The following is a 23,596-nucleotide window of genomic DNA, read 5'->3' on the forward strand; positions in this document are numbered from 1 at the left end:
TCTATGTAATTAACCAGATTATTGAGCTAAATTACATTTCAAAGTCATTGAAAAAGACAAAATATGTTTGATACAACACAAGCATTAAAAGATACCTTGCATGCTAAGGAAAGCTCGAGCAGTAGCTGGATAATTGAGCATATTACGGACAGCAACGTACTTGATTTTGAGCCATTTGGTGTGATCCATCTTCCATCCTTTGATATAAATTTATTTGGAATACATTTTCATTTAGCTGTTACAAAACATGTTGTTTTTCTCTGGCTTGCTGGTTTGATAGTGGCTTTTTTAATGATTTATACTGCAAGGAGCTACAAAAAAAGTTTAGTTCCAAAAGGTCTTGCAAATCTTGTTGAAATGATAATTGAATTCATTAAAGATGAAATTGTTACTCCTACTATTGGTGAAAAATATATCAAAACATTCTTGCCATTTTTGGGAACAATTTTCTTTTTCATTTTAACTTGTAATTTGCTTGGACTTTTACCTTATGGGGCAACAGCCACTTCAAATATTTCTGTAACTGGTTCGCTTGCTTTGTTAAGTTTTATTATGATTCAATTTGCTGGTATGAAAAAAAATGGCGTGATTGGTTATTTCAAAGGTTTAATTCCTCACGGTGTACCAGTTTTCCTTTTGCCTATTATGTTCGTTGTTGAAATTTTAGGTTTATTTACAAAACCATTTGCTTTGATGATCCGTCTTTTTGCGAATATGACTGCAGGTCACGTTGTTATTTTAGCATTGATAGGTTTAATTTTTATATTGAAAACACCCATTATTTCACCTGTTTCAATTCTTTTTGCTCTGTTTATTTATTTACTTGAGTTACTCGTTGCGTTAATTCAAGCTTATATTTTTACAATGTTATCTTCACTATTTATTGGAATGGCAATTCATCAAGAACATTAAACAAAATATGGAGGAAAAATAATGGACCCATTATTGTTTGCATATTTAGCAGCAGGATTTGGAGCTGCATTAACAGTTATTGGTGCTGGATTCGGTATCGGTAAACTTGCCAGTGCGGCAATGGAAGCAAGTAGCCGTCAGCCAGAAGCACTCGGTGATATAAGAACATCGATGATCATTGCTGCTGCTTTGATCGAAGGTGTTTCTCTTTTTGCATTAGTTATTTGTATTCTCTTAGCACTTAAATAAAAGGAAGATAAAATGTTTTCGTTATTAGGGTTGATGAATTTTCTCCTGCTTTACAGCGGCGGTGAAAAAGGCGGTTTGCTTGATGTCAATCCAGGCTTAATCTTCTGGACGATTGTAACATTTATCATCTTGCTTGTAATTCTTAAGAAGACCGCCTGGCAGCCAATTCTCCAGGCATTAAAAGAGAGAGAAGATAATATTCGTTCCTCTCTTGAGAAAGCAGAAAAAGCTCGAAAAGAAGCTGAAGAAATTCTTGAACAGAACAAGAAAAATCTTGCCGAGGCTGAAGAGCAGGTTAGAAAAATTATTAATGAAGGCAGAGAATATGCGAATAAACTAAGAAATGATATTATCTCTAAGGCTAATGAAGAAGCTCAGAAGATGATTGAGTCAGCCAGGCTGGAAATTGAAAGCAAAAAGCAAGAAGCTCTGGGTGAATTAAAAGAAATTGTAGCTGATTTGTCAATTCAGGCAGCGGAGAAAATTCTTCAGGAGACTCTCGATAAAGAGAAACACAAGAAACTTGTCGAAAGATTAATTCAAAATCTTCCAAAAGGTTGAAATGCTGAACACAAAAGTCACAAATAGATACGCAAAAGCTTTGCTTGATTTAGCAGTTAGTGAAAATCTTCTTGATGTGATTGTTAAGGATCTTGAATTTGTCCAGAATAATGTATTATCTCTTCGAGAGCTTTATCTCCTGATTAAAAGCCCAATAGTTAAGCGTGATAAAAAGCGAAAAATATTTGCAGAACTTTTTAAAGATAAAATTTCAGAAACATCCCTGAAGTTTTGTGAACTTATTATTAATCGTCAACGTTCTGATTTGCTTCTGGATATCATCAAAAGATTCTTACAAATGAAAGATGAATATCTAAATATTAAGAGCGTTTTGGTAAGATCCGCATTTGAACTTGATGAGAAACACATTAACGAACTAAAATCGGTTCTTGAAAATAATCTTGGCAAAAAAGTTAATATTAATCTTTTGATTGATAAAAATCTTTTAGGCGGATTTATCGTTCAAATTGACGATACTTTGATAGATGCTTCATTAAAGCATCAGCTCGAATTACTTCGAAAGAAATTTTTATTCGGAACTGAAAAACTGAATTAGAAACAAAAGAGGTGAATTGCAATGGCAGAAGTTCGACCAGATGAAGTTTCAGCAATACTTAGAAAAGAACTTTCAGGTTTTGAATCTGAAGTGGATGTTTATGATGTAGGAACTGTTCTTGAGGTCGGAGATGGTATCGCCCGCATTTATGGTTTATCAAAAGTTATGGCTAGTGAACTCGTTGAGTTTCCCAATGGTGTTTTTGGAATGGTTTTAAATCTTGAAGAAGATAATGTTGGCGCAATCTTATTTGGTGATGATACCTTAATTAAAGAAGGCGATATCGTCAAAAGAACAAAAAGAGTTGCTTCGATCCCAGTTGGGGAAGAATTACTGGGACGAGTTGTTAATCCACTTTGTCAGCCGCTTGATGGCAAAGGACCAATTAAGTCTAAACAATTTTTGCCAATAGAGAGGAAGGCTCTTGGTGTGATTTATCGTCAGCCAGTGAAAGAGCCCCTTCAAACTGGTCTTAAAGCCATTGATGGAATGATACCAATTGGACGAGGCCAACGAGAATTAATTATCGGAGATCGCCAAACAGGAAAAACTGCCATTGCAATTGATACCATTATCAATCAAAAGTGGACACACACCGAAGAAGCAAAAAAATATGGTGTAAAACCAGTTTATTGTATTTATGTAGCAATCGGACAAAAAGGTTCGTCAGTTGCACAAGTAGTCGCTAAACTTGAAGAAGAAGGTGCAATGGATTATACAACAGTTATTCTTGCAAGTGCAAGTGATCCAGCACCTATGCAGTTTATCGCTCCATATTCTGGCGCAACTTTAGGTGAATACTTCAGAGACAACGGAAAACACGCTCTTGTTATTTATGATGATTTATCAAAACATGCTCAAGCTTATCGTCAGGTTTCATTATTGTTAAGAAGACCGCCAGGAAGAGAAGCTTATCCTGGAGATATCTTCTATCTTCACAGCCGTTTACTTGAAAGAGCTTCAAAGTTGAGTGATGAACTTGGTGGCGGAAGCTTAACAGCTCTTCCTATCATTGAAACACAGGCTGGTGATGTTTCAGCTTACATTCCAACAAATGTTATTTCAATTACTGATGGCCAAATTTACCTTGAACCGAACCTCTTCAATGCAGGTGTTAGACCAGCAATAAATGTCGGTATCTCTGTATCAAGAGTTGGAGGTAATGCTCAAATCAAAGCAATGAAAAAAGTTGCTGGAAGATTGAGATTGGATCTTGCTCAATATCGTGAACTTGAAGCATTTGCAAAATTTGGTTCCGATCTTGATCAGGCAACCCAAAGACAATTGAGAAGAGGTCAGAGACTTGTGGAATTATTAAAGCAGGATCAATACAAACCAATGCCTGTTGAAAAACAAGTTGTTTCCATTTTTTATGGAACAGCTGGTTATCTTGACCAGATTCCTGTTGCCGATGTCAGAAGATTTGAACAGGAAATCTTAGAATATATCGAATTGAAGCACAATGATATTTTCCTGGAAATCTTAGAAACAAAAGATCTATCAGATAAATTAATTGCAAGATTAAAACAAATCGGTGAAGAATTCTTAAAAACATTTAAGAAAAGCAGCTAATGGCAACTTTAAGAGAAATTAGAAGACGAATCATTGGAATTAAAAGCACGCAGCAAATCACGAAAGCAATGAAAATGGTTGCTGCTGCAAGATTGAGACGTGCTCAGGAAGCTATTTTAAATTTCAGACCTTATGCTAATACAATTTCTAACTTGCTAGACAATTTTGTTTCTAACATTAATGATTACAATAATCCTTTACTTCATCCAAGAGAAGTAAATCGAGTTACAGTTGTAGTTGTTACAAGTGATCGTGGACTTTGTGGTTCGTTCAATACAAACTTGCTTCGTTATGCAGAAGATTTCATTAAAACAGAATTAAAGAGCTATCTTGACACAAAAAACCTTGATATTGTTTGTATTGGAAAGAAAGGGAATGATTATTTTACTAAAAGAAATTATCCTGTTAAAAAAGGTTATGTTAATTTCTTTGCCAATCTTAATTATGAAAATGCGTTGGGTGTAATTCATTTTCTTGTCAATGAATATTTAATCGGAAATACTGATAAAGTAGTTTTTATCTATAATGAATTCAGATCAGTGATTAGTCAGGTTGTGAAACAGGTTCAAATTTTGCCAATTGTGGTAGAGAAAAAAGAAGAAACGAATCAAGAAAAATATAAACCTATAATCGAGTTTATATACGAACCAACAAAAGAAAAAATTTTAGATACTCTTTTGCCAAAGTATTTAGAAGTTCAAATGTGGCGTATTATTCTTGAGTCAAACGCATCAGAGCAAGGTGCTCGAATGACTGCAATGGATAACGCCACTGAAAATGCAAAAGAATTGCTAAAAATCTTAAGCCTATCTTATAATAGAGCACGTCAGGCGGCTATAACGAAAGAACTTCTGGAAATTGTTGCCGGCGCAGATGCTCTAAAAGAACAAGGGTAAACTTAGCTTCTACAATTATTAAAATTTCGAGCAATTCCTTAATTTTGTAGGCTTTAATCTAACTTTATTTTTATGTTTGAAGAATTAACTCAAAAACTCGAAAGCGCTTTCAAAAAGATTCGCGGTCAGGGAAAGCTAACTGAAAAAAACATCTCTGATGCCCTACGTGAAGTACGTCGTATTTTAATAGATGCAGATGTCAACTATAAAGTTGCTAAAGAGTTTATTGAGAAAGTAGAAAAGAAATCTCTCGGAAAAGAAGTTATTTCTTCGATTACTCCAGGCCAGTTGATCATTAAAATTATCAATGATGAATTAATTGATTTACTTGGAGGAACAACTTCTCCGCTTGTTTTCGCCAACACTCCGCCATCTATTTATTTACTTGCGGGATTGCAGGGCTCAGGCAAGACAACTTTCGCTGCAAAATTTGCTAATTATCTAAAGAAAGCTGGCTTAAAACCATTGCTTGTGGCTTGCGATATTTACCGTCCAGCTGCTGTTGAGCAATTAAAACAATTGGGTAAGCAAATTAATGTTGAAGTATTTCATCAAGATAAAAACGCAGTCGAAATTGCCAAATATGCAATCGAGTATGCAAAAGAAAATGGTTTTAATGCAATCGTAATTGATACCGCTGGCCGTCTTCATATTGATGAAGAAATGATGGAAGAAATTGCAAAGATAAAAGATGTAACGAAACCAACAGAGACATATTTTGTCGTTGATTCGATGACTGGTCAGGATGCAGTAAATACTGCTAAAGCTTTTCATGACAAAATAAATTATGATGGAATTGTCCTCACCAAACTTGACGGTGATACCAGAGGTGGATGCGCTCTTTCGATTCGTGCTGTTGTGAATAAACCCATAAAATTTGTCAGCCTTGGTGAAAAATTAGATTCCATTGAAGTATTTCATCCTGACAGAATGGCATCAAGAATTCTGGGTAAAGGGGACATTGTAACTTTAGTTGAAAAAGCACAAAGCGCATTTGAAGAGAAAGAAGCAAAAAAGTTAGAAGAAAAACTTCGTTCAAACAAATTCGATTTTGAAGATTTTAGAGATCAATTAAGAATTATCAAAAGGCTTGGCTCACTTTCGCAAATTCTCTCAATGATACCTGGATTATCCTCAATACAAAAAAATGTACAGGTCGATGAAAAAGCTTTCGTAAAAGTTGAAGCAATAATAAATTCGATGACAAAAGAAGAGCGACGCAATCCAAGAATTTTGAACGCAAGTCGAAAAAGAAGAATTGCTAAAGGCAGCGGAACAAGTATACAAGAAGTAAACAGATTGGTTAAACAATTTGAAGAAATGCAGAAAATGATAAAAAAGTTAAACAATATGGATTTTAATAAAGCATTTCGTAATTTTAATTTGAAATTAAATTAAGAATCATATGGAGGATAAACTTTGGCAGTAAAGTTAAGATTGCAAAGATTAGGTAAAAAGAAACAACCATTCTATCGAATAGTTGCAGCTGATTCCCGTTCACCAAGGGATGGAAAGTTTATTGAGGTTGTTGGAACATACAATCCTCGAACCAACCCACCCGAAGTGCTTATCAAAGAAGATAAAGCAATAAAGTGGTTAAAAAACGGTGCACAGCCAACTGATACTGTAAGAAGTCTTTTTAGAAAAGAAGGTATTTTGCTTAAATATCATCTAATGAGAAAAAAAGTTGAACCAGAAAAAATTGAAGAAGCTTTACAACAATTCAAAGCAAGACAGGAAGAAAAGCTTAAAAAGTTAGCAGAACAACCAAAAGCTAAAAAGAAAAAGAAAGGTGCATCAGAAGTAAAAGGTGCAGCTTCTGAGGGATAAGGCAGAAGCTGAAATTTTCTGAGCCTCTGCCTGTGCACAGTTATTGCACCCCAATTTGGAGGGAAATACAATGAAAGAATTCGTCGAAATGATGGCGAAATACCTCGTTGATAAGCCGGATGGGGTACAGGTCGAGGAAAAAGAAGTTACTGAAAATAAGATTGTCTTGACCCTTAAAGTTGCAAAAGAAGATATCGGTAAAGTTATTGGAAAGCAGGGCAAGACGGCTCAGGCAATGAGGGTACTTCTTACAGCAGTTGCTGCTAAAGATGGTAAAAGAGCCATCTTGGAAATTGCTGATAAGTAGTCTTTACTTTTAAATGATTTTAATCGGAAAAATTGTTGGTCCTCATGGTATTAAGGGGACTGTTAAAGTAAAACCTTTTACTGATTTTCTGGAAAGGTTTGAAAAAGGTAATCTTGTAAAAATTGAAATTGATAATTCGCTCTTTGAATTTTTGATTGAAGAATCTTTTCCGCATAAAAATTTTATTTGCATAAAATTAAAAGGAATTGACAGTATTGACTCTGCATTGAGGCTGAAAGAAAAAAATATTGTCATTGCTGAAGATGAATTACGAAAGCTGGATGAAGATGAATATTATATCCATGATTTGATTGGGCTTTTAGTGATTGATGAAAACGGAATTGAAATTGGTAAAATTGTGGATGTAATTTCTCTTGCTTCAAATGATATTTATGAAATAGAATTAAGAGATAAAAGGAAAGTTTTTTATCCAGCTGTTAAAGATTACATTGATGAAATTAACATCGAAAAAAAATTTATAAGAATTAAAAACTACGAAGGATTTTTTGATACAAATGATGCGATTTGATTTAATTTCTGCAGTGCCTGAGATTTTGGAAAGCCCTATCAATTATAGTATTATAAAAAGAGCAAGAGAGAAAGGGATAGTTGAAATTCATCTTCATAACTTGCATGATTATGGTATAGGAAGATATCGACAGATTGATGATAAACCTTATGGCGGTGGAAGTGGAATGGTTTTAATGCCGGAACCAATTTATAAATGCGTAAAAAAACTGCAAGCTGAAAGAAATTACGATGAGATTATTGTGACTTCAGCTAAAGGCGAAATTTTTACGCAGAAAGAAGCAAAGAGATTGTCTTTACTGAAAAATGTAATTATCATTTGCGGACATTATAAAGGGATTGATCAGAGAGTAATAGATTTATTTAATGCGAAAGAGATTTCGATCGGAAAATTTGTCTTGAGTGGTGGCGAACTTCCTGCACTGGTGATTGTCGATGCGGTTGTAAGACTTTTACCAGGTGCATTAGGTGACAGCGAATCAGCTTTGACTGATTCTTTCATTGATGATGATTATGTTGAGCCGCCGATTTATACAAGACCGCAAGATTTTTTGGGTTTGAAAGTTCCTGAAGTTTTAGTTTCAGGAGATCATAATAAAATTAGAGAGTGGAAAGAAAAATATTCAACAAAGATTGATTAAAAAATTTAATGGAGATGAGAAAATGAACAAATTAGATAAAGTTAAACAGATGCAGCTTCGGACTGATCTTCCTAAATTCAAACCTGGAGATAGAATTAATGTTCACTTCAGAGTGATCGAAGGAGATAAAGAAAGAATTCAGCAATTTGAAGGAGATGTAATTTCAATTCGTGGAAGTGGAATTGATCAAACTTTCACAGTAAGAAAAATTTCAAGCGGTGTTGGAGTGGAAAGAATTTTTCCAATGCACTCACCAAGAATTGCAAAAATAGAAATTGTCAGAGAAGGAAAAGTTAGAAGAGCAAAACTTTATTACTTAAGAAAACTTTCTGGAAAAGCTGCAAAGATAAAATCAAAGTAACCTGGTATTTAAAAAAGCAAAAGGCTATCAAATACTTGATAGCCTTTTTTGTTTTAAATGGATCAAATATTAAAGAGCTACGTGAGAGACGCTTAAGATATTTTCATTATTTTTAATTTGATTTAACAATTCCTGAGGCAATGGCTCTCTTAATTTCATAGTGCAGCACGCAACAATCCCGCCTTCGAAAATCACATTTTCAATTTCTTCAATATTAATGTTTGCCTCACGAATTATATTTAAGACAGATGCAAGAACTCCCGGTTTATCATAATGTTTAACAACAAGCTGATGCTTTGCATCAGTAATTTTAGCTCGGTTAACCCAATGAGCAATCACACCACTGGTTAAATAATCTTTAATAATTCTTACTGTTTCTTCTGCAACAGCATTTTGAGCTTGCTCGGTTGATGCACCAATATGGTGAGTTACATAAATATTTGGATTTGATTGAAGTTTTGAACTGACTGTGCCGGATTTACTTTCAGGTTCGTCTTTAAATACGTCAAGTGCGGCTCTTATCTTTTTATTTTCAACTGCCCAGAGCAGAGCATCTTCATCAACAATTTCTGCACGTGAGGTATTTATAAACAAAGCACCGTCTTTCATATAACTGAACATTTTTTGATCAAATAAATTTCTTGTCTGGTCAGTAAGTGGAAGATGAACTGAGACAACATCACACATAGGGAGTAATTGATCCATTTCGGAAAAATCTTTAATTGCTACTCCTTCAATTCTTGAAATATCTTTTCCATAAACATTCATTCCAAGAGCAAGTGCTCTTTTTGCAACTTCTTTACCGATATTACCAACACCTATAATTCCAAGTGTCCTTCCATAAAGTCCTTGAGCTTTAGAATATTTATCTTTATTCCAGATTCCATTTCTGAAGTCGATAACATTATCCGGTATCCAGCGATCAAGTGCAATCATAAGTCCAATTGTTAATTCTGCAACAGCAATTGCGTTTTTGCCGGGGCAATTACTTACATAAATTCCTTTTCTATTTGCAGCAGCAATGGCAATATTGTTTACGCCAGCACCAGCCCGAACAATTAATGAAAGGTTTTTGCTTTCGTAAATAGTTTTTTCATTTACTACCGTTGATCGAACAACTAAAATATCAACTTCTTTTGCTGCTTCTGGTAAATCGTTCTCTCCTAATTTAGGATTATAAATTACTTCAAGTCCTAAGTTCTTGAGTTCTTCAATATATTTTTCTGGAAATTTATCAGCTATAAGAACTTTCATTTTAACCTCCCAAGAATTTATTTCAACATTGGAATTTTAATATTAAATTTTTTAGCATTATCAATTGCTCTTTGATAACCTGCATCGGCATGACGAACAATTCCCATTCCCGGATCGTAAGTCAAAACTCTTTGAAGTTTTTCATCCGTTTCTTTTGTTCCATCGGCTACTATAACCATTCCAGCATGAATTGAATATCCCATTCCAACTCCACCACCATGATGAACAGATACCCAACTTGCTCCACCGATTGTATTTAACAAAGCATTGAGTATGGGCCAATCAGCAATTGCATCACTGCCATCAAGCATTCCTTCGGTTTCACGGTTTGGTGAGGCAACAGAGCCACAATCGAGATGATCTCTTCCAATCACAATTGGAGCTTTAACTTTTCCTTCTCGAACGAGTTGGTTAAATATCAATCCCATCTTTGCTCTTTCACCATAACCGAGCCAACAAATTCTTGCTGGTAATCCTTGAAACTTCACATGTTCTTGAGCGAGCTTAATCCATCTCACAAGGGATTTATTTTCTGGGAATGTATTTATGACAGCTTCATCAGTCACATAAATATCTTGCGGATCTCCTGATAATGCTGCCCATCTAAATGGACCTTTTCCATCACAGAAAAGTGGGCGAATACATTCTGGAACAAAACCGGGAATATCGAAAGCGTTTTTCACACCGTTTGCAAACGCTTCTCCGCGAATGTTATTTCCATAGTCGAAAGTTATTGCACCTTTCTTCTGAAATTCAAGCATTGCTTGAAGATGAATCACAATTGACTGCTTTGCCATCTGAATGTATCTATCAGGATCAGTTTTTCTAAGTTTTAATGCTTCTTCATAAGGAATTCCATTGGGAACATATCCATTTAAAGTGTCGTGTGCGGATGTCTGGTCAGTTAAAACATCAGGTATAATTCCTCTTCTTAAAATTTCAGGTAAAACATCAGCTGCATTTCCAAGAAGTCCAACTGATAAAGCTTTTTTTTCTTTTTTTGCTTTTAAAACCAATTCAAGAGCTTCATCAAGATTTTCGCTCATCACATCGAGATATCCTGTTTTCAATCTTTTTTCAATTCTTGCTCTATCGACTTCAACACCTAAAAACGCAGCGCCATTCATTTTAGCGGCGAGCGGTTGAGCTCCTCCCATTCCACCAAGTCCAGATGTGAGTAAAAATTTTCCACTCAAAGTTCCATCAAAATATTTTTCTGCACAGGCTGCAAATGTTTCGTAAGTTCCCTGTAAAATTCCTTGTGTTCCGATGTAAATCCAGCTTCCTGCGGTCATCTGACCATACATAATCAAGCCAAGTGCTTCCAGTCTTCGAAACTCATCCCAGGTTGCCCACTTTGGAACAAGCATTGAATTGGAAATGATTACTCTTGGCGCAAGCGTATGAGTTTTCCAAACTGCAACTGGTTTTCCTGATTGAATTAGTAAAGTTTCGTCATTGTCTAAATTTTTTAATTCGCGAACTATCGCATGATAACAATCCCAATTTCTAGCGGCTTTGCCGATCCCGCCGTAAACAACTAATTCCTCAGGTTTCTCTGCAACTTCTGGATCAAGATTGTTCATCAACATTCTAAGAGCAGCTTCTTGAATCCAGCCTTTTGTGTTGAGTTGAGAACCTCGAGGAGCTCTGATTGGTTCGTATTTAAAATTTGTCATAGCTATTGTTTGAAATGTCTATTTAAGATTGATTCATATTGTTTGAGAAGAGGTTTATAAAGCCATCGTAAAAAGAAAACAGATTTTTTAATTTTTTCTTGTAACAGCTTTGCATTTTCTTTTAATTGAAGTTCTAATCTTTTTACTTCTTCTTTAGTGAGTCTAATTGGTGATTGTGATGAAGCCAATTTGTCACTTAAGCTTTTATAAATTCTAACTTCTGCGATATATCTGTTATCACCTTCAATTTGGCGAAGGATTTGTTTGACCATTGTGGAAAGAAGTTTCTTCTCAGATGAATCAAATTCGAAATTGTAATTTTTAAATAATGGTTTCATATCACTTAAACGCCAATAATTTTTCTCTAACTTTTTGATAGCCAGGTTTAATTACATTATAGATGTAATTTATTCTTTCATTATAATGAATAAATGCGCTTTTCATAGCATTGATTGTGAGTTTTTCCATATCATCTAAAGTCAAACCAAACACCTCTGCGGCAACTTTAAATTCATTTGACATTGTTGTGTTGCTCATTAATCTATCGTCAGTGTTTAAGAAAACACGGAACTTGTTTTTATAGTAAATGCCGAAAGGATGTTGTTCTAGACTTTTTACTGCACCTGTGTGGACATTGCTCAAGAGACAAATTTCTAATGGAATTCTTTTATCCAAAACATATTGAGCTAATGTTCCCATCGCAACGAGTTCACCATCAATTACCGTCATATCTTCAATTAATCGTGTTGCATGTCCGAGTCTATGTGCGCCGCACCATTGCAATGCCTGCCAAATTGATTCTTTCCCCCAGGCTTCGCCCGCATGAATTGTTATATTGAAGTTTGCTCGTTGAATGTACTGGAAAGCCTCAATATGTTTTTTGGGTGGATATCCACCTTCTTCACCGGCAAGATCAAAACCGACTACACCACGATCGCGAAAATCAACAGCGAGTTCTGCCATTTCTAAGCTTAGTTTCATATTTCGCATTGCACAAATAATCAAACCATAACCAACGCCATATTTTTCTTTTCCTTTTTCAAGTCCATTAAGTACTGCTTGAACAACTTCTTCCCAATGCAATCCTTTTTGTGTATGAAATACTGGAGCGAATCTGGTTTCGACGTAAACAACTCCATCGTTGTACATATCTTCAATCATCTCAAACGCAACTCTTTCAAGTGCTTCTTTTGTTTGCATAACTGCGGTTGTATGTTCGAAACCTCGAAGATATTCTGTAAGGCTTCCTTTGTTTGCACCTTCGTGAAACCAGGCAGCAAGTTCTTCTGGATCGTTAGTTGGGAGCTTATTGTATTTAATTTCTTTTGCAAGTTCAATTATTGTTTGAGGTCGTAAACCTCCGTCAAGATGATCGTGTAGTAATACCTTGGGTACTTCACGAATAATTTCTAAAGTTTCTTTTCGCATAAAGCCCTCGATTTAATCTGGATTAATGTGAGATTTAATGAAGTTTGAATAAGCAATTTGTAACCTTTTATTCAAATTTAAAGAAATGATGAAGGTTTTTCAATTTAAAAGAAAAGAATCGTTTAATGACTACATTGATAAAGTTGGAATTTTATGATAGTTCGGTTTAGAAATGATGGCTTTTTTAAGAGTGTCGGGGCGGCCGGATTCGAACCGGCGACCTCCTGGTCCCGAACCAGGCGCTCTAACCGGGCTGAGCCACGCCCCGTTTTTCATCAAATAAATGAACTGATTTTTATTGTAAATCTCATTACAAATATAAAATTATTCTTTTGAAAAATTATTTGAATGATATAAAATTAAAAAGGATAAAATCAGATTTTAATTTTCAATTTCGGAAGGCTTAAGAGTGAAATAAACTCTTGTCCATTTTCCTTCTTCGCTTGCAATCCAGAAATGTTCACCGTGTTTATCAATAATTGCTTTAACAATAAGAAGACCAAGTCCAAGTCCTTTTTCACCTTTTGTACCTCGGGTAGTAAATTTTTTAGTAGAAACAAGCAAGTTCATCAAGATATCTCTGTCAATTCCAATTCCAGAATCCACTACAAGGACAACCAGTTTATTAATTTTTTCATGATAGTGCGTGTGTATTTCAATAGTGCCGCCGGGATGTGAAAATTTTATTGCATTATCCAAAATATTTTTTAGTACTTCAATTATCATAAATTCATCGCCATAAACATAAGTTTCAGGCTTAGAGTTAACTAATATTTTAACATTTTTTGCTTCCGCAATTTTTGACATAGTTTTTACAACAAAATTTATTGTCGAAGATACATCAAAATCAGTCGGATTTAATGCAAATGAAGGTGACTCATATTTTGTCCATTCAATAATTCTGTTTAATGCATTTAATTGTTGTTTGGAAAGTTCGAAAATATTTTCAGCAAATTGTTTTACTTCTTTTTTGTTTTTATACTGACCATCTTTTAGAAGCTGACAATAACCAAAAACACTATTCAAGGGTGTTCTCAAATCGTGAGAGATGATAGAAACTAATTTGTCCCGTTGAAATTTTATTTTTTCAAGTTCAGCTTTAACTTTATCCGTTTCGTTTTGTGGTTGTTCTCTTGTTATAAATTTTGCAATTACAGCCTTACCATTTGTTGGAACCTCTTTAAGATGAGACTGTGAACTTTGAGACTTTAAGATAGTTTCTGTTTCACTAAAACTCTTTTTTTGCTCTCTGGGTGCTTCACTAATTTTATTAGTTTGATGAGTGATCGGTTTAATTTCTGATGCTTTTTTCTCAGGCTCTTTGTATTCAACTGAAGCTTTTGATTGATAATTTGTGTTCTTATAAGAAGGAGAATAAAAATAAGAATTGACTTTTTGTGGAATTTTTCTTTCGTATTTTTTTGTAAGTAGAAATACAAACAATGTAAAGAATAGAATGATAGTTCCGATAAGTGAAATCAATTCAAAAGGTGAAAGTAGATAGAACCCATCCAGAAGTGGTTCAGCATTAATGAAGTCATATAATTGGAAGATGGAAATTCCAATTAGGGCAACAATAATGAAATAAAATCCACTCTTATATTCAGTTTCTTTTGAAAGAATTATTGCAACTATTGCATTAGAAAGATGAATTAAAATCGTGAAAATTATTACTAACGAATATAAATTCCAGCTCACATATATCTCCGACAAAATAGATTCATTTCAGTAACATTATCGAATTATGTCCTGTAATTTTTCAAAAAAACTATTTTAAAGTGAAGTGACCCATTACCGATAATATCGGTGTGATTAAATTACAGAAAAAGTGAAAGAATGTAAGAATTGAAGCAGAAATCTTTTGATCCTCAGTTAGAAAAATCATTTTTACCTGCAAAAAAGATCTCAAAAGATAAAAACACAATTAAAGAAATTGTTTTGTCGAGAATTGAGACAGGATTTTACCACACGGAAGCAATTCAATTAACCACCGTGGAGAAAATAATATCCGATTTGTTCAAAATTCCCTCTAACTAATTAAATTTTATTTAAATCCCACTTCGATAATTAGCGTTTTTTTATCGAAGTTTTTTATGATTTCAACCAGATATTCTAAAAATTTGTAATACTTCACAAAAACACCTACTTTTAACTTAAAAGTAATTGAACAATTAAATGAAGAACCAAGATAATCTATTAATTAAAGTTGCGATACTGGATCAGAATATCTTTATTACTGAAACGATTGAAGAAATATTAAAAAATTATCCTTGTGAGATTAAAAAATTTAAGAACTTATCAGAGGTTCGGGAGATTTGCGATTATTTTATTTTTTATCAGGAGAGTGTAAATGACAAATTTATAGATGAAATTTTCCAGCTTCCTGAGTTTGTCAAAAGGAAAGTTTTAATTTGTGATAAGAATTTTTCAATCCCAACCAGATTGCTCGAAGCTTTGCAGGATATTATTAACATCAAAGAATTGGATTTCCTTCTTAAAGAACTGATGGATTATCATATCTTAATTCATTCAGATAAAACAGCTCAGGAACAGATTGAACTTGTTCAACGATTGATGAATGATTCGTCTCATTACATAAATTCTATGCTTGTTTATTCAGAGGCTTTGAGAAATGCATTATCAAAAAGATCAGGTTTTGATCCAGAATTACTAATTAAATTTGAAAAGATTATAAAAGATTTTGAAGATGAATTTCTAAGCTTTCAAAACTTCATGTTTATTAATAAGATACCATTGCAATTTGAGGACATTAATATATTCCTACAGAGAATCTTAAGGGAGAGGGAAAATGATTTTAAGACTAAGATCAATGAACTGAAATATTTCCCCGACTACACACTTCCAATGGTTAAAATTAATCCAATAGCTCTAAGAAAAATTATTAATAATTTAATTGATATTGTTTTACTTTCGACAAAAGAAATTACGTCAATTGAAATATCAACAAAAAATTACAAGAAAAATTTATCGATAAATTTTAGTATTAATTGTTCGAATTTTGACAAAACTCTGCGCTATCAAATTTATAATCCTTTTTTCCCTCGAAGCATTTTAGAATATGCGTTCGTTAACTATTTTCGTATTAAAATTGAAAGATTACTAAAAATGTCTATTCAAAATTATTTTACTGAGAATAAACTTACTTTTGTAATCAGAATAGATTTTGGAGATTAAGGTATGAAACAAAAAATTTTAATAATCGATGATGATGAATTGGTGACCTCATCGCTTAAAAGAGCATTGGCTCAAAGTGGTTATGAAATTGAAATTGCATCGAGTGGAAAATTGGGCATTGAAAAAGTTGAAAAAGAAAATCCTGATATGGTTCTGCTTGATATTTTTTTGGGTGACCTGAATGGAATGGAAGTTTTAAAGAAAATTTTTCTTATAAATCCCGATTTGCCCGTTGTTATGATAACTGGATTTGCTGATGTTCAGACAGCTGTGAATGCAATAAAAATGGGGGCAATTGATTTTATACTTAAACCTATAAATGTTGATCAATTAGAGCTAATCATAAATAAAACCCTTAAGCATGTCGCTCTTCAAAAAGAGGTTCAAAGATTAAAGTTAATTACCAAAGAAGGTGATATTACAAGAGAAATGTTCGGACAAAGTCGTGCAATTAAATCAACACTTGATGCCGTTGAAAAAATTGCAATAAGTGAAGGCACAACAATTTTAATTGAAGGAGAGAGCGGCGTTGGTAAAGAAATGATAGCTCGATACATACATAATATTTCAAGTCGAAGAGAAGGACCTTTTGTTGCCATTAATTGCGGTGCAATTCCAAAAGAATTAGCTGAGAGTGAATTATTTGGAAGTGAAAAGGGTGCTTACACTGGAGCAAGTGAAAAAACTCGAATTGGAAAATTTGAAATTGCTGATGGTGGAACAATTCTGCTTGATGAAATTGGAGAATTGAGCCTTGAACTTCAAGTAAAACTTCTAAGAGTACTTCAAGAAAAGAAATTCTTCCGTCTCGGTGGAACAAAAGAAATTAGTGTTAATGTCAGAATAATAGCAGCAACAAACAAAGATTTGCGGCAAGCTGTGAGCGAAAAAACTTTTCGGGAAGATCTATATTATAGATTGAATGTAGCAACTATCTATGTTCCTCCTTTAAGAGAAAGAAAAGAAGATATACCATTTTTAGCAATGAACTTTGTTGATGAATTTAATAAGACGTTCAATAAACAAATCAAAAAGATTTCTCCTGAAGCTTTAGACATGATGTTGAATTATTCATGGCCCGGAAATGTTCGTGAACTTCGAAATACAATCGAAAGAGCCGTTCTTTTAATCAGTGGAGATGAACTTAAACCTGAACATTTAAATTTTATTGAAAAAGATAAATCCATACAAAAGATTATCGACGATGAATATATTTTGAAAATCCCGAAGCAAGGAATTAAGATGGATCAAGTTGTTAGAGATTTAATTATCCAAACACTTGAAATTACTGATGGTAATCAAATTCAAGCCGCTAAAATACTTGGTATTTCAAGATCAAAACTTCGTTACAGAATGGAACAACTTAAAATTGAGGTTAAAAAACAGGTAAAATGAATTCATTAACCAAAAATCCAGATTTGACGGTTCTTATAATAGACGACAATCCTCTTGAACTTGGTTTAATTCGACTTGTACTTCAAAAAAATTTTCAAAATGTAAAATGTATTGCCTTAACACGTGTCCCTGAATGGGAGAGTTTCTTAAAATCACAAAAAATAGATGTGGTGATAATTGATTATCGTTTACCAGAAAAAAATGGTATTGAACATATTAAGGAATTAAGAAAAGTGGATAAAAATGTTTATGCATTTTTGATTACTACTCTCGAAAAAGATGAAATTGATCAAGACATAACCAGTTCTGGTGCAACTGATTTTATTGTTAAAGATAGAAGTTACTCAAATTTAATCGCTAAATTAAATAATGTGATATTGAATGAATCAGTCAAACAATTCGAAGATGATCTTAATTCACTCAAATTTATCTTAAACAACCTTACAGATTTAGTTGTATTAAAAATTAATTTTTCAAATGAATGTCTTGAAATCCTGGGTAATAAAGAAAAATTTCAGTCAACCACAAAGATTGAAAATTTGCAATCGGAATGGAAAAAATATTTTGAGGTAATTTTTAACCAACTGAAATCTGAAATCGAGGCCACTGAAAAATCTTATTCTTTTAAGTTTACTGAGATTGTGCTCCAGGACAAATCTTTCAATTTTGAAGTATATCTAATTAAATCTCATTATTATTTTTATCTAACCTTGAGACTTATTTAGACCACCGAAGTTTATCAATATTCCTCAAGTGGCTAAAATTAGCCACATTTTTATTTTAAATTTCGACTTCTATTTTCCCCCTTTTCTTCTAACTTATTGTAATTAAACTACTTAGAGCGACGATATTTTTTCAATCTGATTGGCATTTCGTTTGGATTAATTAGCAAAAAAAGGATTTCGAAATGGAATTAAAGTCAAAAAACAATCAGGAGCTAATTAAGTCGCAGATGATTTCACTTATTATTTCATTCATTTTTTTTAATGCAATTCTTAAAGAGGTTGATTGGTTAGTTACAAGTTCTATCATTCTCCTGATTGTTTTGATTTTAATTGTTCGAATTTGGGGAGGTAAAAATAAAGAGGAAGCAAAATTAGTTAATTCAAATTTTTTGAGGAGGATGTCATGACTACAGCTATGCTCTGGAAAGAATATAAGAAATCTAAATCGTCTCGTTTAAAAGAAGCCTTGATAAAGCAATATCTCCGATTGGTTTATTATGTAATTCATCGAACGGATTTGAAAGGAGCTCATCTATTAAATGATCAAGACTTCTATCAATTTGGGATTCTGGGTTTGAATGAAGCGATTGAGAGATTTGACCCTAATTATGGTGTGAAGTTCGAAACTTATGCAATTCCAAGAATTAGAGGAATGATTTTAGATGAATTAAGAAAATTGGATTTTATTCCAAGATCTTATAAAGAAAATGTGAAAAGAGAACTGGATGAAGAAAACGCAAGACGAAGAGAAAATGATCAATGCGAATTGACACTCACAGATTATTTGAGAGAATATCAGAAGCTTTCACTTTCACAGCAAGTTGGTGAAGAAGAGGATACAATTCTGGATTTACTGCCGGGCGATCAGGAAACTCCCATAGATATTGTTGAAAAGGAAAATATTAAGGAGATCATTCTTCAAGAATTAAATAGACTCCCAGAAAGGCAAAAACTTGTCATTACGCTTTATTACTTTGAAGAGATGAATTATCAGGAGATTGCTGATTTAATGAATATCTCTGTTTCCAGAGTCTCTCAACTGCATACCGAAGTTATCAATCGACTAAGAAAGAAATTAAAGAAAATCTTGAGGTGATCAGATGAATGTTAATAGCAAAATAATAGGTGAACTGGTAAATACAATTGAATATATACCTGTTGATAGATCATATTTGGGATTAAATGTTCTTAATGATGATCATCTCAATCCAACTAAACTGGCAGAGATAATTAATAGAGATCAGTCGCTGGTTGCCCATATTCTTGCAATTGCAAATTCACCGATTTATGGTTTGTCGAGAAAAATTTCTACGATTGAAATGGCAATTTCTATTCTTGGTATCAAAACGATTAAAGATCTTGTCGTTGGTTTTACTGTATTCAATTCAACCTATGAAAAAGGTGATAGATACTTTTTGGCGGAGGAATTTAATCAACATTCTTATTTGTGTGGTTATGTATCTCAACTTCTTGCCAATGATTTTAATTATCCAGTAAAGAGTGAAGCGTTTATTGCTGGTCTCTTGCATGATATTGGAATACCAATCATTCATAGATATATGAATAAAGAATTCAAGTTAATCAGTGAGTTAAAATTTTATAGAAGAATAAGTCAGACCAAAGCTGAAAAATTAATTTTGGGTAAGACACATTGTGAAGTTGGTGGAATGGTTGCATCAAAATGGAATTTCCCTGAAAATCTAATCGATGTTATTCAAAATCACCATTCACCAAAAGAAAGTTTAATAAACAAGAAACTATCTGCAATTGTTCATATTGCCGATTTTATAGCAACAAAAGAAGCTCCACAATTCCTTTTAAGTTCTGAAGATGAACAGCTTGATGAAAGTGTTGTCGAAATATTAAATATCCCTGATTTAAGTTACCTGTATGATGTAATTAATAATGTTTCAGAACTAATAAAATCAGTAAAAATTTTAGAAGATCTAACGAGATGAACCAAACAGCTTATAAAATAGAATTAGAGTCTCGTGAGGTTAATAATTATAATTTGAATTATAATGGAAGATCTAATTCTTACTCCAATAACGTTAGAGACAATTATAATATCTTTGCTGAGCTTTCAAACGGTATTCTTGAGTTGATAAAATCAAATCCTAATTATGAAAGTTTTATTCAAAAATTATTATCTGTTATAAATAAAGTTATAAAAATTGAAGGGTATTCTATTTTTTCAAAAATTAAGGATGAAAAATTACTTGAAGCAAATGAAAATTTTGATCTTCAAATTCAAAAATATTTACTTGATGGAGGATTAATTCAACTTTCGTTGAATGAAAAAAGATCATTATTGATTGACTATGAAGAACAATCTGATGAGAGTAATTCAAAAAAATTACTAATAATTCCAGTCGTTTTTTCGGAAAATGCTTTTATAATCTTTTGTTTACTCGTGTTGGGCTCAAAATCTGAGATTTTTAATTCAATCTTCCCTATAATTGAAGTGCAATTTAATCTTGCAGGGGGCTATCTTTTAAATAGACTTATTGATAATGAGAATAAAAAATTGATGTCAAAACTTTCACTAGTTGAGAAGAATATTCATGAAGAATTAAGTTATTCAACAGCTGGGAAAATTTGTCTGAAGTCTTTTCATAGTTTAAAAAATAAAACGCAGATAATTGTTAGTTCGTTCAATCTTTTAACCAAGCTAATGAATGAGATTAATGACGAAAGGATAGAAAAAATTTTCGGAATTCTCAGCAAAGAAATACCTGAATTTGCCCGCAGCATAAAGTTGATTTCCGATTTCTCTAAAACATTAATTAGTAATAGTAAGCCAGTTTATTTTGAATTCGATCGTTTTGTAGATGATTTAAAAAATATTTATGAGATAACTGGAAATTCAAAAAATCTGAAAATTAATTTTGCATCAAAAATATCTCGCTCGAAATTCTTTGGATATACTCAAAAATTATTTCAGGCTTTTTTGCTGATTCTTTTTGAATTGTCATCGATTGGTATAGAGGAATTATATATTGATAATGAAGAGGATGAGAATAAATTAAGAATTAAATTAAACTTCCCGTTGATTGATGGAATTAAAGAAAATGTTAAGTGTTTGTTAGACGAAAAATCTAATGTTAAATTTGCTCGAATTAAAAATTTATTCGAACAGAATTCATGCTCAGTAATTACAAATTCTGGTAATGAATACTTTGAGATTATAATTTCAATTCCTAAGAGATCAAGTCAATTTAAGCAAAATACTTTCAGTTATGTCAAAGATTTTGATAGTTGAAGATGACCCATTTAATGTTGAGCTTTTCGATTTAATTTTGAAACGACTTGGAAATTTCGAAACAGTTGTTACAGACAATTTCGAAAAAATATTTGAAGAATTAAAAAATGGGTCAGTTGATCTGGTTGTAATGGATGTCAGTTTGGATAATACTTATTATGAAAGAAAAAAAATTGACGGAATTGTTCTTTCTCGGATGATAAAAGAGGATGAACAATTAAAACATATTCCTGTTATTATCGTAACGGCTTATGCAGGCGATGATGATATAAGCCGTATCTTAAGAGAGAGTAGAGCGGAACAATGTATAAAAAAACCAATTATAAATTATCAAGAATTTATTAATCTTATTAAAGGATATCTGAGGTGAAGGATAAAAGACAAATATTAATCGTTGAAGACGAAGAGCATACCAGATATTTACTCGAGCGTCTTCTTGTTGTTAATAATTTTACTGTACGCACTGCCGAAAACGGGATTGATGCCCTTAATACAATGACAACTTTCAAACCTGAAATTATCCTTGCTGATTGGAATATGCCTGAAATGGATGGTGCCGAGCTATGTCAAAGAATAAAAACTAACCCAGATTTAAAACACATTTATTTTATAATGATCACAGCAAAGACCTCAACTCAGGAAAAAGTAATTGGGCTTGATACGGGCGCCGATGATTACATTACTAAACCAGTTGAAAACGAAGAATTGCTTGCCAGAATAAGAAGCGGTCTAAGAATTTATGATCTACAACAAGAAATCAGACAACTTGAACACGAAAAAGCTTTACTCGAAATGGCAGCAACACTTGGGCATCAAATGAATAATCCGCTTAGCGCTGTAAATCTGGCACTTGTATCGTTAAAGAAAAATATTCAGGATAAAAATTTTAAAGAAATTGATGATGATATTAAGTTGATTCAACAATCAGTGCAGCGGATGCAGGAAATAACTCAAAAGTTAATGATGCTTAAAGATCCAAAGTTAGTTACCTATCTCGATAATCTTAAAATGCTCAAACTATGATCTTATGAGATAAATTTCTCGTTGCGGTTCTGATAAAAATTCAACTCCATTTTCTCTTACAACAACTTCTTCTTCAACTGTTGCAATTCCATAGTTTGGGATTGTCAATCTTGGTTCGAGAGTGTAAACTTCATCAATTCCAATTTTTTTGTAAGGAATATCGCCGTATCGTTCCCATCTTGGAGCAAGTATTACACCGCCATCATGAGCTTTTCTTCCTACTTGATGTCCCAGAGCATGTGGATATTCTTCATATCCATTTTCAATAATGTGATTTCGTGCAACTGCATCAACTTCGTAAGCAATTGAACCTGGTTTCATAAATTCCGCTGCCTTTTGAATTGAATCGACAATAACTTGAAAACCTTTTTTAACTTCGGGAGGAGCATCATTTTCGTTATCTCTCAAAATATACCAGGTTCTTTGAAGATCCGAACAATAACCATTGTATTTAACTCCGAAATCAATATTGAGCACATGACCTTTTTGAACCAATCTATCAGTCGGACCTGCGTGAGCACCTGCCGTATCTGGACCAGTGAAAACAGAAGGGCAATATTCTTCATCCCAAGCGGTTTCAAGTCCTCGTTTCTTTACTTCATTTAAAATAAATTCAGCGATTTCTTTTTCAGAGACACCAGGTTTGATGACTTTCCCGGTAAGATCAAAAATTTCAAGGGTAATTTTGATTGCTTTTTTCATTAATTCAATTTCAGTTGCTGACTTTCTGCCGCGCAGGAGTGAGATAATTTCTTCTGATGAAATTAATCGATCAATAAATTGCGTTCCATTAAGTTTCTCATTTAAATCCAGATACATTCCATGAGTTAGTCCATCAGCAAGGTTACTGCTTTTTGAAAAGTTAATTGCAATTTTTTGCGGATTAAGCTTTACAAGAACTTTCAGTAAATCATCCTTGATGCCCTGTACATAACCGATGACTTCGTCGAAAAGATTTTTGGATTTAATATTGGCAACATCAAGACTTCCGACAATGGCGATTGTCTCACCATTCTTTGTAATTATAAAAGCAGATTGCCAGGTGCAATTAGTCCCAAGAATTAAATCGAGTGACGGGTCTCTGATTGTCTCAGTTTCACGAACATAGGTTAGCCACATATCAATGTTTAATTCTTTCAAAATCTGGATAGCTTGCTGAATTTTTTCTTTATAAAGTGATTGCATAGAAGCTCCTTAATTTGAAAAAATTTATAGCAAATTA

The 23,596-nt window shown here is 33.1% G+C and carries 27 protein-coding genes and 1 tRNA gene; 21 read left to right on the forward strand and 7 right to left on the reverse strand.

Annotation, left to right across the window (positions count from 1 at the left end; all coding sequences use genetic code 11):
- The first annotated feature begins 63 nt into the window (after nucleotides 1-63).
- From atpB to rplS, 12 genes are all read left to right on the forward strand, one after another.
- Entirely contained in the window at nucleotides 64-912 is an 849-nt protein-coding gene (gene atpB, locus HPY57_07405) for a F0F1 ATP synthase subunit A (GenBank protein NPV11599.1), read from the forward strand.
- Between the two features lie 21 nt (nucleotides 913-933).
- Nucleotides 934-1,161 carry an ATP synthase F0 subunit C gene (atpE, locus tag HPY57_07410; protein NPV11600.1) on the forward strand — a complete coding sequence of 76 codons (228 nt, stop codon included), beginning with the start codon at nucleotides 934-936 and terminating at the stop codon, nucleotides 1,159-1,161.
- Nucleotides 1,162-1,194: 33 nt separating this feature from the next.
- Nucleotides 1,195-1,722 (forward strand): F0F1 ATP synthase subunit B, encoded by a 528-nt coding sequence (locus HPY57_07415; GenBank protein ID NPV11601.1) that lies wholly within the window; start codon nucleotides 1,195-1,197, stop codon nucleotides 1,720-1,722.
- Between the two features lies 1 nt (nucleotide 1,723).
- The gene (gene atpH / locus HPY57_07420) at nucleotides 1,724-2,278 is read left to right on the forward strand and encodes an ATP synthase F1 subunit delta (protein ID NPV11602.1); all 555 of its coding nucleotides are present in this window, start codon (nucleotides 1,724-1,726) and stop codon (nucleotides 2,276-2,278) included.
- A 21-nt stretch (nucleotides 2,279-2,299) separates the two neighbouring features.
- Entirely contained in the window at nucleotides 2,300-3,850 is a 1,551-nt protein-coding gene (locus HPY57_07425) for a F0F1 ATP synthase subunit alpha (protein NPV11603.1), read from the forward strand.
- Entirely contained in the window at nucleotides 3,850-4,746 is an 897-nt protein-coding gene (atpG, locus tag HPY57_07430) for an ATP synthase F1 subunit gamma (GenBank protein NPV11604.1), read from the forward strand. The genes HPY57_07425 and atpG overlap by 1 nt, the downstream gene beginning before the upstream one ends.
- A 72-nt stretch (nucleotides 4,747-4,818) precedes the next feature.
- Entirely contained in the window at nucleotides 4,819-6,144 is a 1,326-nt protein-coding gene (ffh, locus tag HPY57_07435; GenBank protein ID NPV11605.1) for a signal recognition particle protein, read from the forward strand.
- A 21-nt stretch (nucleotides 6,145-6,165) separates the two neighbouring features.
- Nucleotides 6,166-6,576: a 30S ribosomal protein S16 gene (gene rpsP / locus HPY57_07440; GenBank protein ID NPV11606.1), complete on the forward strand. Its 411-nt coding sequence runs from the start codon at nucleotides 6,166-6,168 to the stop codon at nucleotides 6,574-6,576.
- Between the two features lie 70 nt (nucleotides 6,577-6,646).
- Nucleotides 6,647-6,883 (forward strand): KH domain-containing protein, encoded by a 237-nt coding sequence (locus HPY57_07445; protein ID NPV11607.1) that lies wholly within the window; start codon nucleotides 6,647-6,649, stop codon nucleotides 6,881-6,883.
- Between the two features lie 13 nt (nucleotides 6,884-6,896).
- Entirely contained in the window at nucleotides 6,897-7,412 is a 516-nt protein-coding gene (rimM, locus tag HPY57_07450) for a 16S rRNA processing protein RimM (protein ID NPV11608.1), read from the forward strand.
- On the forward strand, nucleotides 7,402-8,052 hold the full coding sequence (trmD, locus tag HPY57_07455) for a tRNA (guanosine(37)-N1)-methyltransferase TrmD (GenBank protein ID NPV11609.1): 651 nt from the start codon (nucleotides 7,402-7,404) through the stop codon (nucleotides 8,050-8,052). Before rimM ends, trmD begins: the two co-directional genes overlap by 11 nt.
- Before the next feature lie 22 nt (nucleotides 8,053-8,074).
- Nucleotides 8,075-8,413 (forward strand): 50S ribosomal protein L19, encoded by a 339-nt coding sequence (gene rplS / locus HPY57_07460; GenBank protein NPV11610.1) that lies wholly within the window; start codon nucleotides 8,075-8,077, stop codon nucleotides 8,411-8,413.
- A 69-nt stretch (nucleotides 8,414-8,482) separates the two neighbouring features.
- Here rplS and HPY57_07465 read toward each other — a convergent pair whose 3' ends face one another.
- The 6 genes from HPY57_07465 to HPY57_07490 all read right to left on the reverse strand — a co-directional run bounded on the left by HPY57_07465 (nucleotide 8,483) and on the right by HPY57_07490 (nucleotide 14,472).
- Nucleotides 8,483-9,667, reverse strand: a complete 1,185-nt coding sequence (locus tag HPY57_07465) for a phosphoglycerate dehydrogenase (protein NPV11611.1) — start codon at nucleotides 9,665-9,667, stop codon at nucleotides 8,483-8,485.
- A gap of 17 nt (nucleotides 9,668-9,684) precedes the next feature.
- The gene (gene hutU, locus HPY57_07470) at nucleotides 9,685-11,346 is read right to left on the reverse strand and encodes a urocanate hydratase (GenBank protein ID NPV11612.1); all 1,662 of its coding nucleotides are present in this window, start codon (nucleotides 11,344-11,346) and stop codon (nucleotides 9,685-9,687) included.
- A gap of 2 nt (nucleotides 11,347-11,348) precedes the next feature.
- The gene (locus tag HPY57_07475) at nucleotides 11,349-11,684 is read right to left on the reverse strand and encodes a hypothetical protein (protein NPV11613.1); all 336 of its coding nucleotides are present in this window, start codon (nucleotides 11,682-11,684) and stop codon (nucleotides 11,349-11,351) included.
- Between the two features lies 1 nt (nucleotide 11,685).
- Entirely contained in the window at nucleotides 11,686-12,774 is a 1,089-nt protein-coding gene (locus HPY57_07480) for an adenosine deaminase (protein NPV11614.1), read from the reverse strand.
- Nucleotides 12,775-12,967: 193 nt separating this feature from the next.
- A tRNA-Pro gene (locus tag HPY57_07485) sits at nucleotides 12,968-13,042 on the reverse strand.
- Nucleotides 13,043-13,155: 113 nt separating this feature from the next.
- Nucleotides 13,156-14,472 (reverse strand): HAMP domain-containing histidine kinase, encoded by a 1,317-nt coding sequence (locus HPY57_07490; GenBank protein ID NPV11615.1) that lies wholly within the window; start codon nucleotides 14,470-14,472, stop codon nucleotides 13,156-13,158.
- 477 nt (nucleotides 14,473-14,949) lie between these two features.
- On the opposite strand from HPY57_07490, the gene HPY57_07495 reads away from it, so the two are divergent.
- The 9 genes from HPY57_07495 to HPY57_07535 all read left to right on the forward strand — a co-directional run bounded on the left by HPY57_07495 (nucleotide 14,950) and on the right by HPY57_07535 (nucleotide 22,374).
- A complete protein-coding gene (locus HPY57_07495) occupies nucleotides 14,950-15,969 on the forward strand; it encodes a hypothetical protein (GenBank protein NPV11616.1) in 1,020 nt (339 codons plus the stop codon).
- A 3-nt stretch (nucleotides 15,970-15,972) separates the two neighbouring features.
- Nucleotides 15,973-17,364: a sigma-54-dependent Fis family transcriptional regulator gene (locus HPY57_07500; protein ID NPV11617.1), complete on the forward strand. Its 1,392-nt coding sequence runs from the start codon at nucleotides 15,973-15,975 to the stop codon at nucleotides 17,362-17,364.
- The gene (locus HPY57_07505) at nucleotides 17,361-18,089 is read left to right on the forward strand and encodes a response regulator (GenBank protein ID NPV11618.1); all 729 of its coding nucleotides are present in this window, start codon (nucleotides 17,361-17,363) and stop codon (nucleotides 18,087-18,089) included. The genes HPY57_07500 and HPY57_07505 overlap by 4 nt, the downstream gene beginning before the upstream one ends.
- A gap of 182 nt (nucleotides 18,090-18,271) precedes the next feature.
- Entirely contained in the window at nucleotides 18,272-18,496 is a 225-nt protein-coding gene (locus tag HPY57_07510) for a hypothetical protein (protein ID NPV11619.1), read from the forward strand.
- Entirely contained in the window at nucleotides 18,493-19,185 is a 693-nt protein-coding gene (locus tag HPY57_07515) for a sigma-70 family RNA polymerase sigma factor (GenBank protein NPV11620.1), read from the forward strand. The genes HPY57_07510 and HPY57_07515 overlap by 4 nt, the downstream gene beginning before the upstream one ends.
- Nucleotides 19,186-19,189: 4 nt before the next feature.
- Nucleotides 19,190-20,047, forward strand: a complete 858-nt coding sequence (locus HPY57_07520; GenBank protein ID NPV11621.1) for an HDOD domain-containing protein — start codon at nucleotides 19,190-19,192, stop codon at nucleotides 20,045-20,047.
- Nucleotides 20,044-21,351, forward strand: coding sequence for a hypothetical protein (locus HPY57_07525; protein ID NPV11622.1), 1,308 nt, complete (start codon nucleotides 20,044-20,046; stop codon nucleotides 21,349-21,351). Before HPY57_07520 ends, HPY57_07525 begins: the two co-directional genes overlap by 4 nt.
- The gene (locus HPY57_07530) at nucleotides 21,329-21,721 is read left to right on the forward strand and encodes a response regulator (GenBank protein ID NPV11623.1); all 393 of its coding nucleotides are present in this window, start codon (nucleotides 21,329-21,331) and stop codon (nucleotides 21,719-21,721) included. The genes HPY57_07525 and HPY57_07530 overlap by 23 nt, the downstream gene beginning before the upstream one ends.
- A complete protein-coding gene (locus HPY57_07535; protein NPV11624.1) occupies nucleotides 21,718-22,374 on the forward strand; it encodes a response regulator in 657 nt (218 codons plus the stop codon). The genes HPY57_07530 and HPY57_07535 overlap by 4 nt, the downstream gene beginning before the upstream one ends.
- On the opposite strand, the gene HPY57_07540 is transcribed toward HPY57_07535, so the two are convergent.
- The gene (locus HPY57_07540; GenBank protein NPV11625.1) at nucleotides 22,369-23,559 is read right to left on the reverse strand and encodes an aminopeptidase P family protein; all 1,191 of its coding nucleotides are present in this window, start codon (nucleotides 23,557-23,559) and stop codon (nucleotides 22,369-22,371) included. The genes HPY57_07535 and HPY57_07540 overlap by 6 nt on opposite strands.
- Nucleotides 23,560-23,596 lie beyond the last annotated feature (37 nt).

Source organism: Ignavibacteria bacterium (assembly GCA_013177855.1).
Taxonomy (GTDB): Bacteria; Bacteroidota; Ignavibacteria; order Ch128b; family Ch128b; genus Ch128b.

Excerpts from the sequence above, each read along its gene's own strand:
- trmD (NPV11609.1), top strand. The coding sequence starts at position 7,402 with ATGCGATTTGATTTAATTTCTGCAGTGCCTGAGATTTTGGAAAGCCCT.
- HPY57_07475 (NPV11613.1), bottom strand. The coding sequence starts at position 11,684 with ATGAAACCATTATTTAAAAATTACAATTTCGAATTTGATTCATCTGAG.
- HPY57_07505 (NPV11618.1), top strand. The coding sequence starts at position 17,361 with ATGAATTCATTAACCAAAAATCCAGATTTGACGGTTCTTATAATAGAC.
- HPY57_07525 (NPV11622.1), top strand. The coding sequence starts at position 20,044 with ATGAACCAAACAGCTTATAAAATAGAATTAGAGTCTCGTGAGGTTAAT.
- ffh (NPV11605.1), top strand. The coding sequence starts at position 4,819 with ATGTTTGAAGAATTAACTCAAAAACTCGAAAGCGCTTTCAAAAAGATT.
- HPY57_07425 (NPV11603.1), top strand. The coding sequence starts at position 2,300 with ATGGCAGAAGTTCGACCAGATGAAGTTTCAGCAATACTTAGAAAAGAA.
- HPY57_07415 (NPV11601.1), top strand. The coding sequence starts at position 1,195 with ATGAATTTTCTCCTGCTTTACAGCGGCGGTGAAAAAGGCGGTTTGCTT.
- HPY57_07500 (NPV11617.1), top strand. The coding sequence starts at position 15,973 with ATGAAACAAAAAATTTTAATAATCGATGATGATGAATTGGTGACCTCA.
- HPY57_07515 (NPV11620.1), top strand. The coding sequence starts at position 18,493 with ATGACTACAGCTATGCTCTGGAAAGAATATAAGAAATCTAAATCGTCT.
- HPY57_07495 (NPV11616.1), top strand. The coding sequence starts at position 14,950 with ATGAAGAACCAAGATAATCTATTAATTAAAGTTGCGATACTGGATCAG.
- HPY57_07510 (NPV11619.1), top strand. The coding sequence starts at position 18,272 with ATGGAATTAAAGTCAAAAAACAATCAGGAGCTAATTAAGTCGCAGATG.
- HPY57_07520 (NPV11621.1), top strand. The coding sequence starts at position 19,190 with ATGAATGTTAATAGCAAAATAATAGGTGAACTGGTAAATACAATTGAA.
- HPY57_07465 (NPV11611.1), bottom strand. The coding sequence starts at position 9,667 with ATGAAAGTTCTTATAGCTGATAAATTTCCAGAAAAATATATTGAAGAA.
- rplS (NPV11610.1), top strand. The coding sequence starts at position 8,075 with ATGAACAAATTAGATAAAGTTAAACAGATGCAGCTTCGGACTGATCTT.
- HPY57_07445 (NPV11607.1), top strand. The coding sequence starts at position 6,647 with ATGAAAGAATTCGTCGAAATGATGGCGAAATACCTCGTTGATAAGCCG.
- hutU (NPV11612.1), bottom strand. The coding sequence starts at position 11,346 with ATGACAAATTTTAAATACGAACCAATCAGAGCTCCTCGAGGTTCTCAA.
- HPY57_07480 (NPV11614.1), bottom strand. The coding sequence starts at position 12,774 with ATGCGAAAAGAAACTTTAGAAATTATTCGTGAAGTACCCAAGGTATTA.
- HPY57_07540 (NPV11625.1), bottom strand. The coding sequence starts at position 23,559 with ATGCAATCACTTTATAAAGAAAAAATTCAGCAAGCTATCCAGATTTTG.
- rimM (NPV11608.1), top strand. The coding sequence starts at position 6,897 with ATGATTTTAATCGGAAAAATTGTTGGTCCTCATGGTATTAAGGGGACT.
- atpB (NPV11599.1), top strand. The coding sequence starts at position 64 with ATGTTTGATACAACACAAGCATTAAAAGATACCTTGCATGCTAAGGAA.
- atpG (NPV11604.1), top strand. The coding sequence starts at position 3,850 with ATGGCAACTTTAAGAGAAATTAGAAGACGAATCATTGGAATTAAAAGC.
- atpE (NPV11600.1), top strand. The coding sequence starts at position 934 with ATGGACCCATTATTGTTTGCATATTTAGCAGCAGGATTTGGAGCTGCA.
- HPY57_07530 (NPV11623.1), top strand. The coding sequence starts at position 21,329 with ATGTCAAAGATTTTGATAGTTGAAGATGACCCATTTAATGTTGAGCTT.
- atpH (NPV11602.1), top strand. The coding sequence starts at position 1,724 with ATGCTGAACACAAAAGTCACAAATAGATACGCAAAAGCTTTGCTTGAT.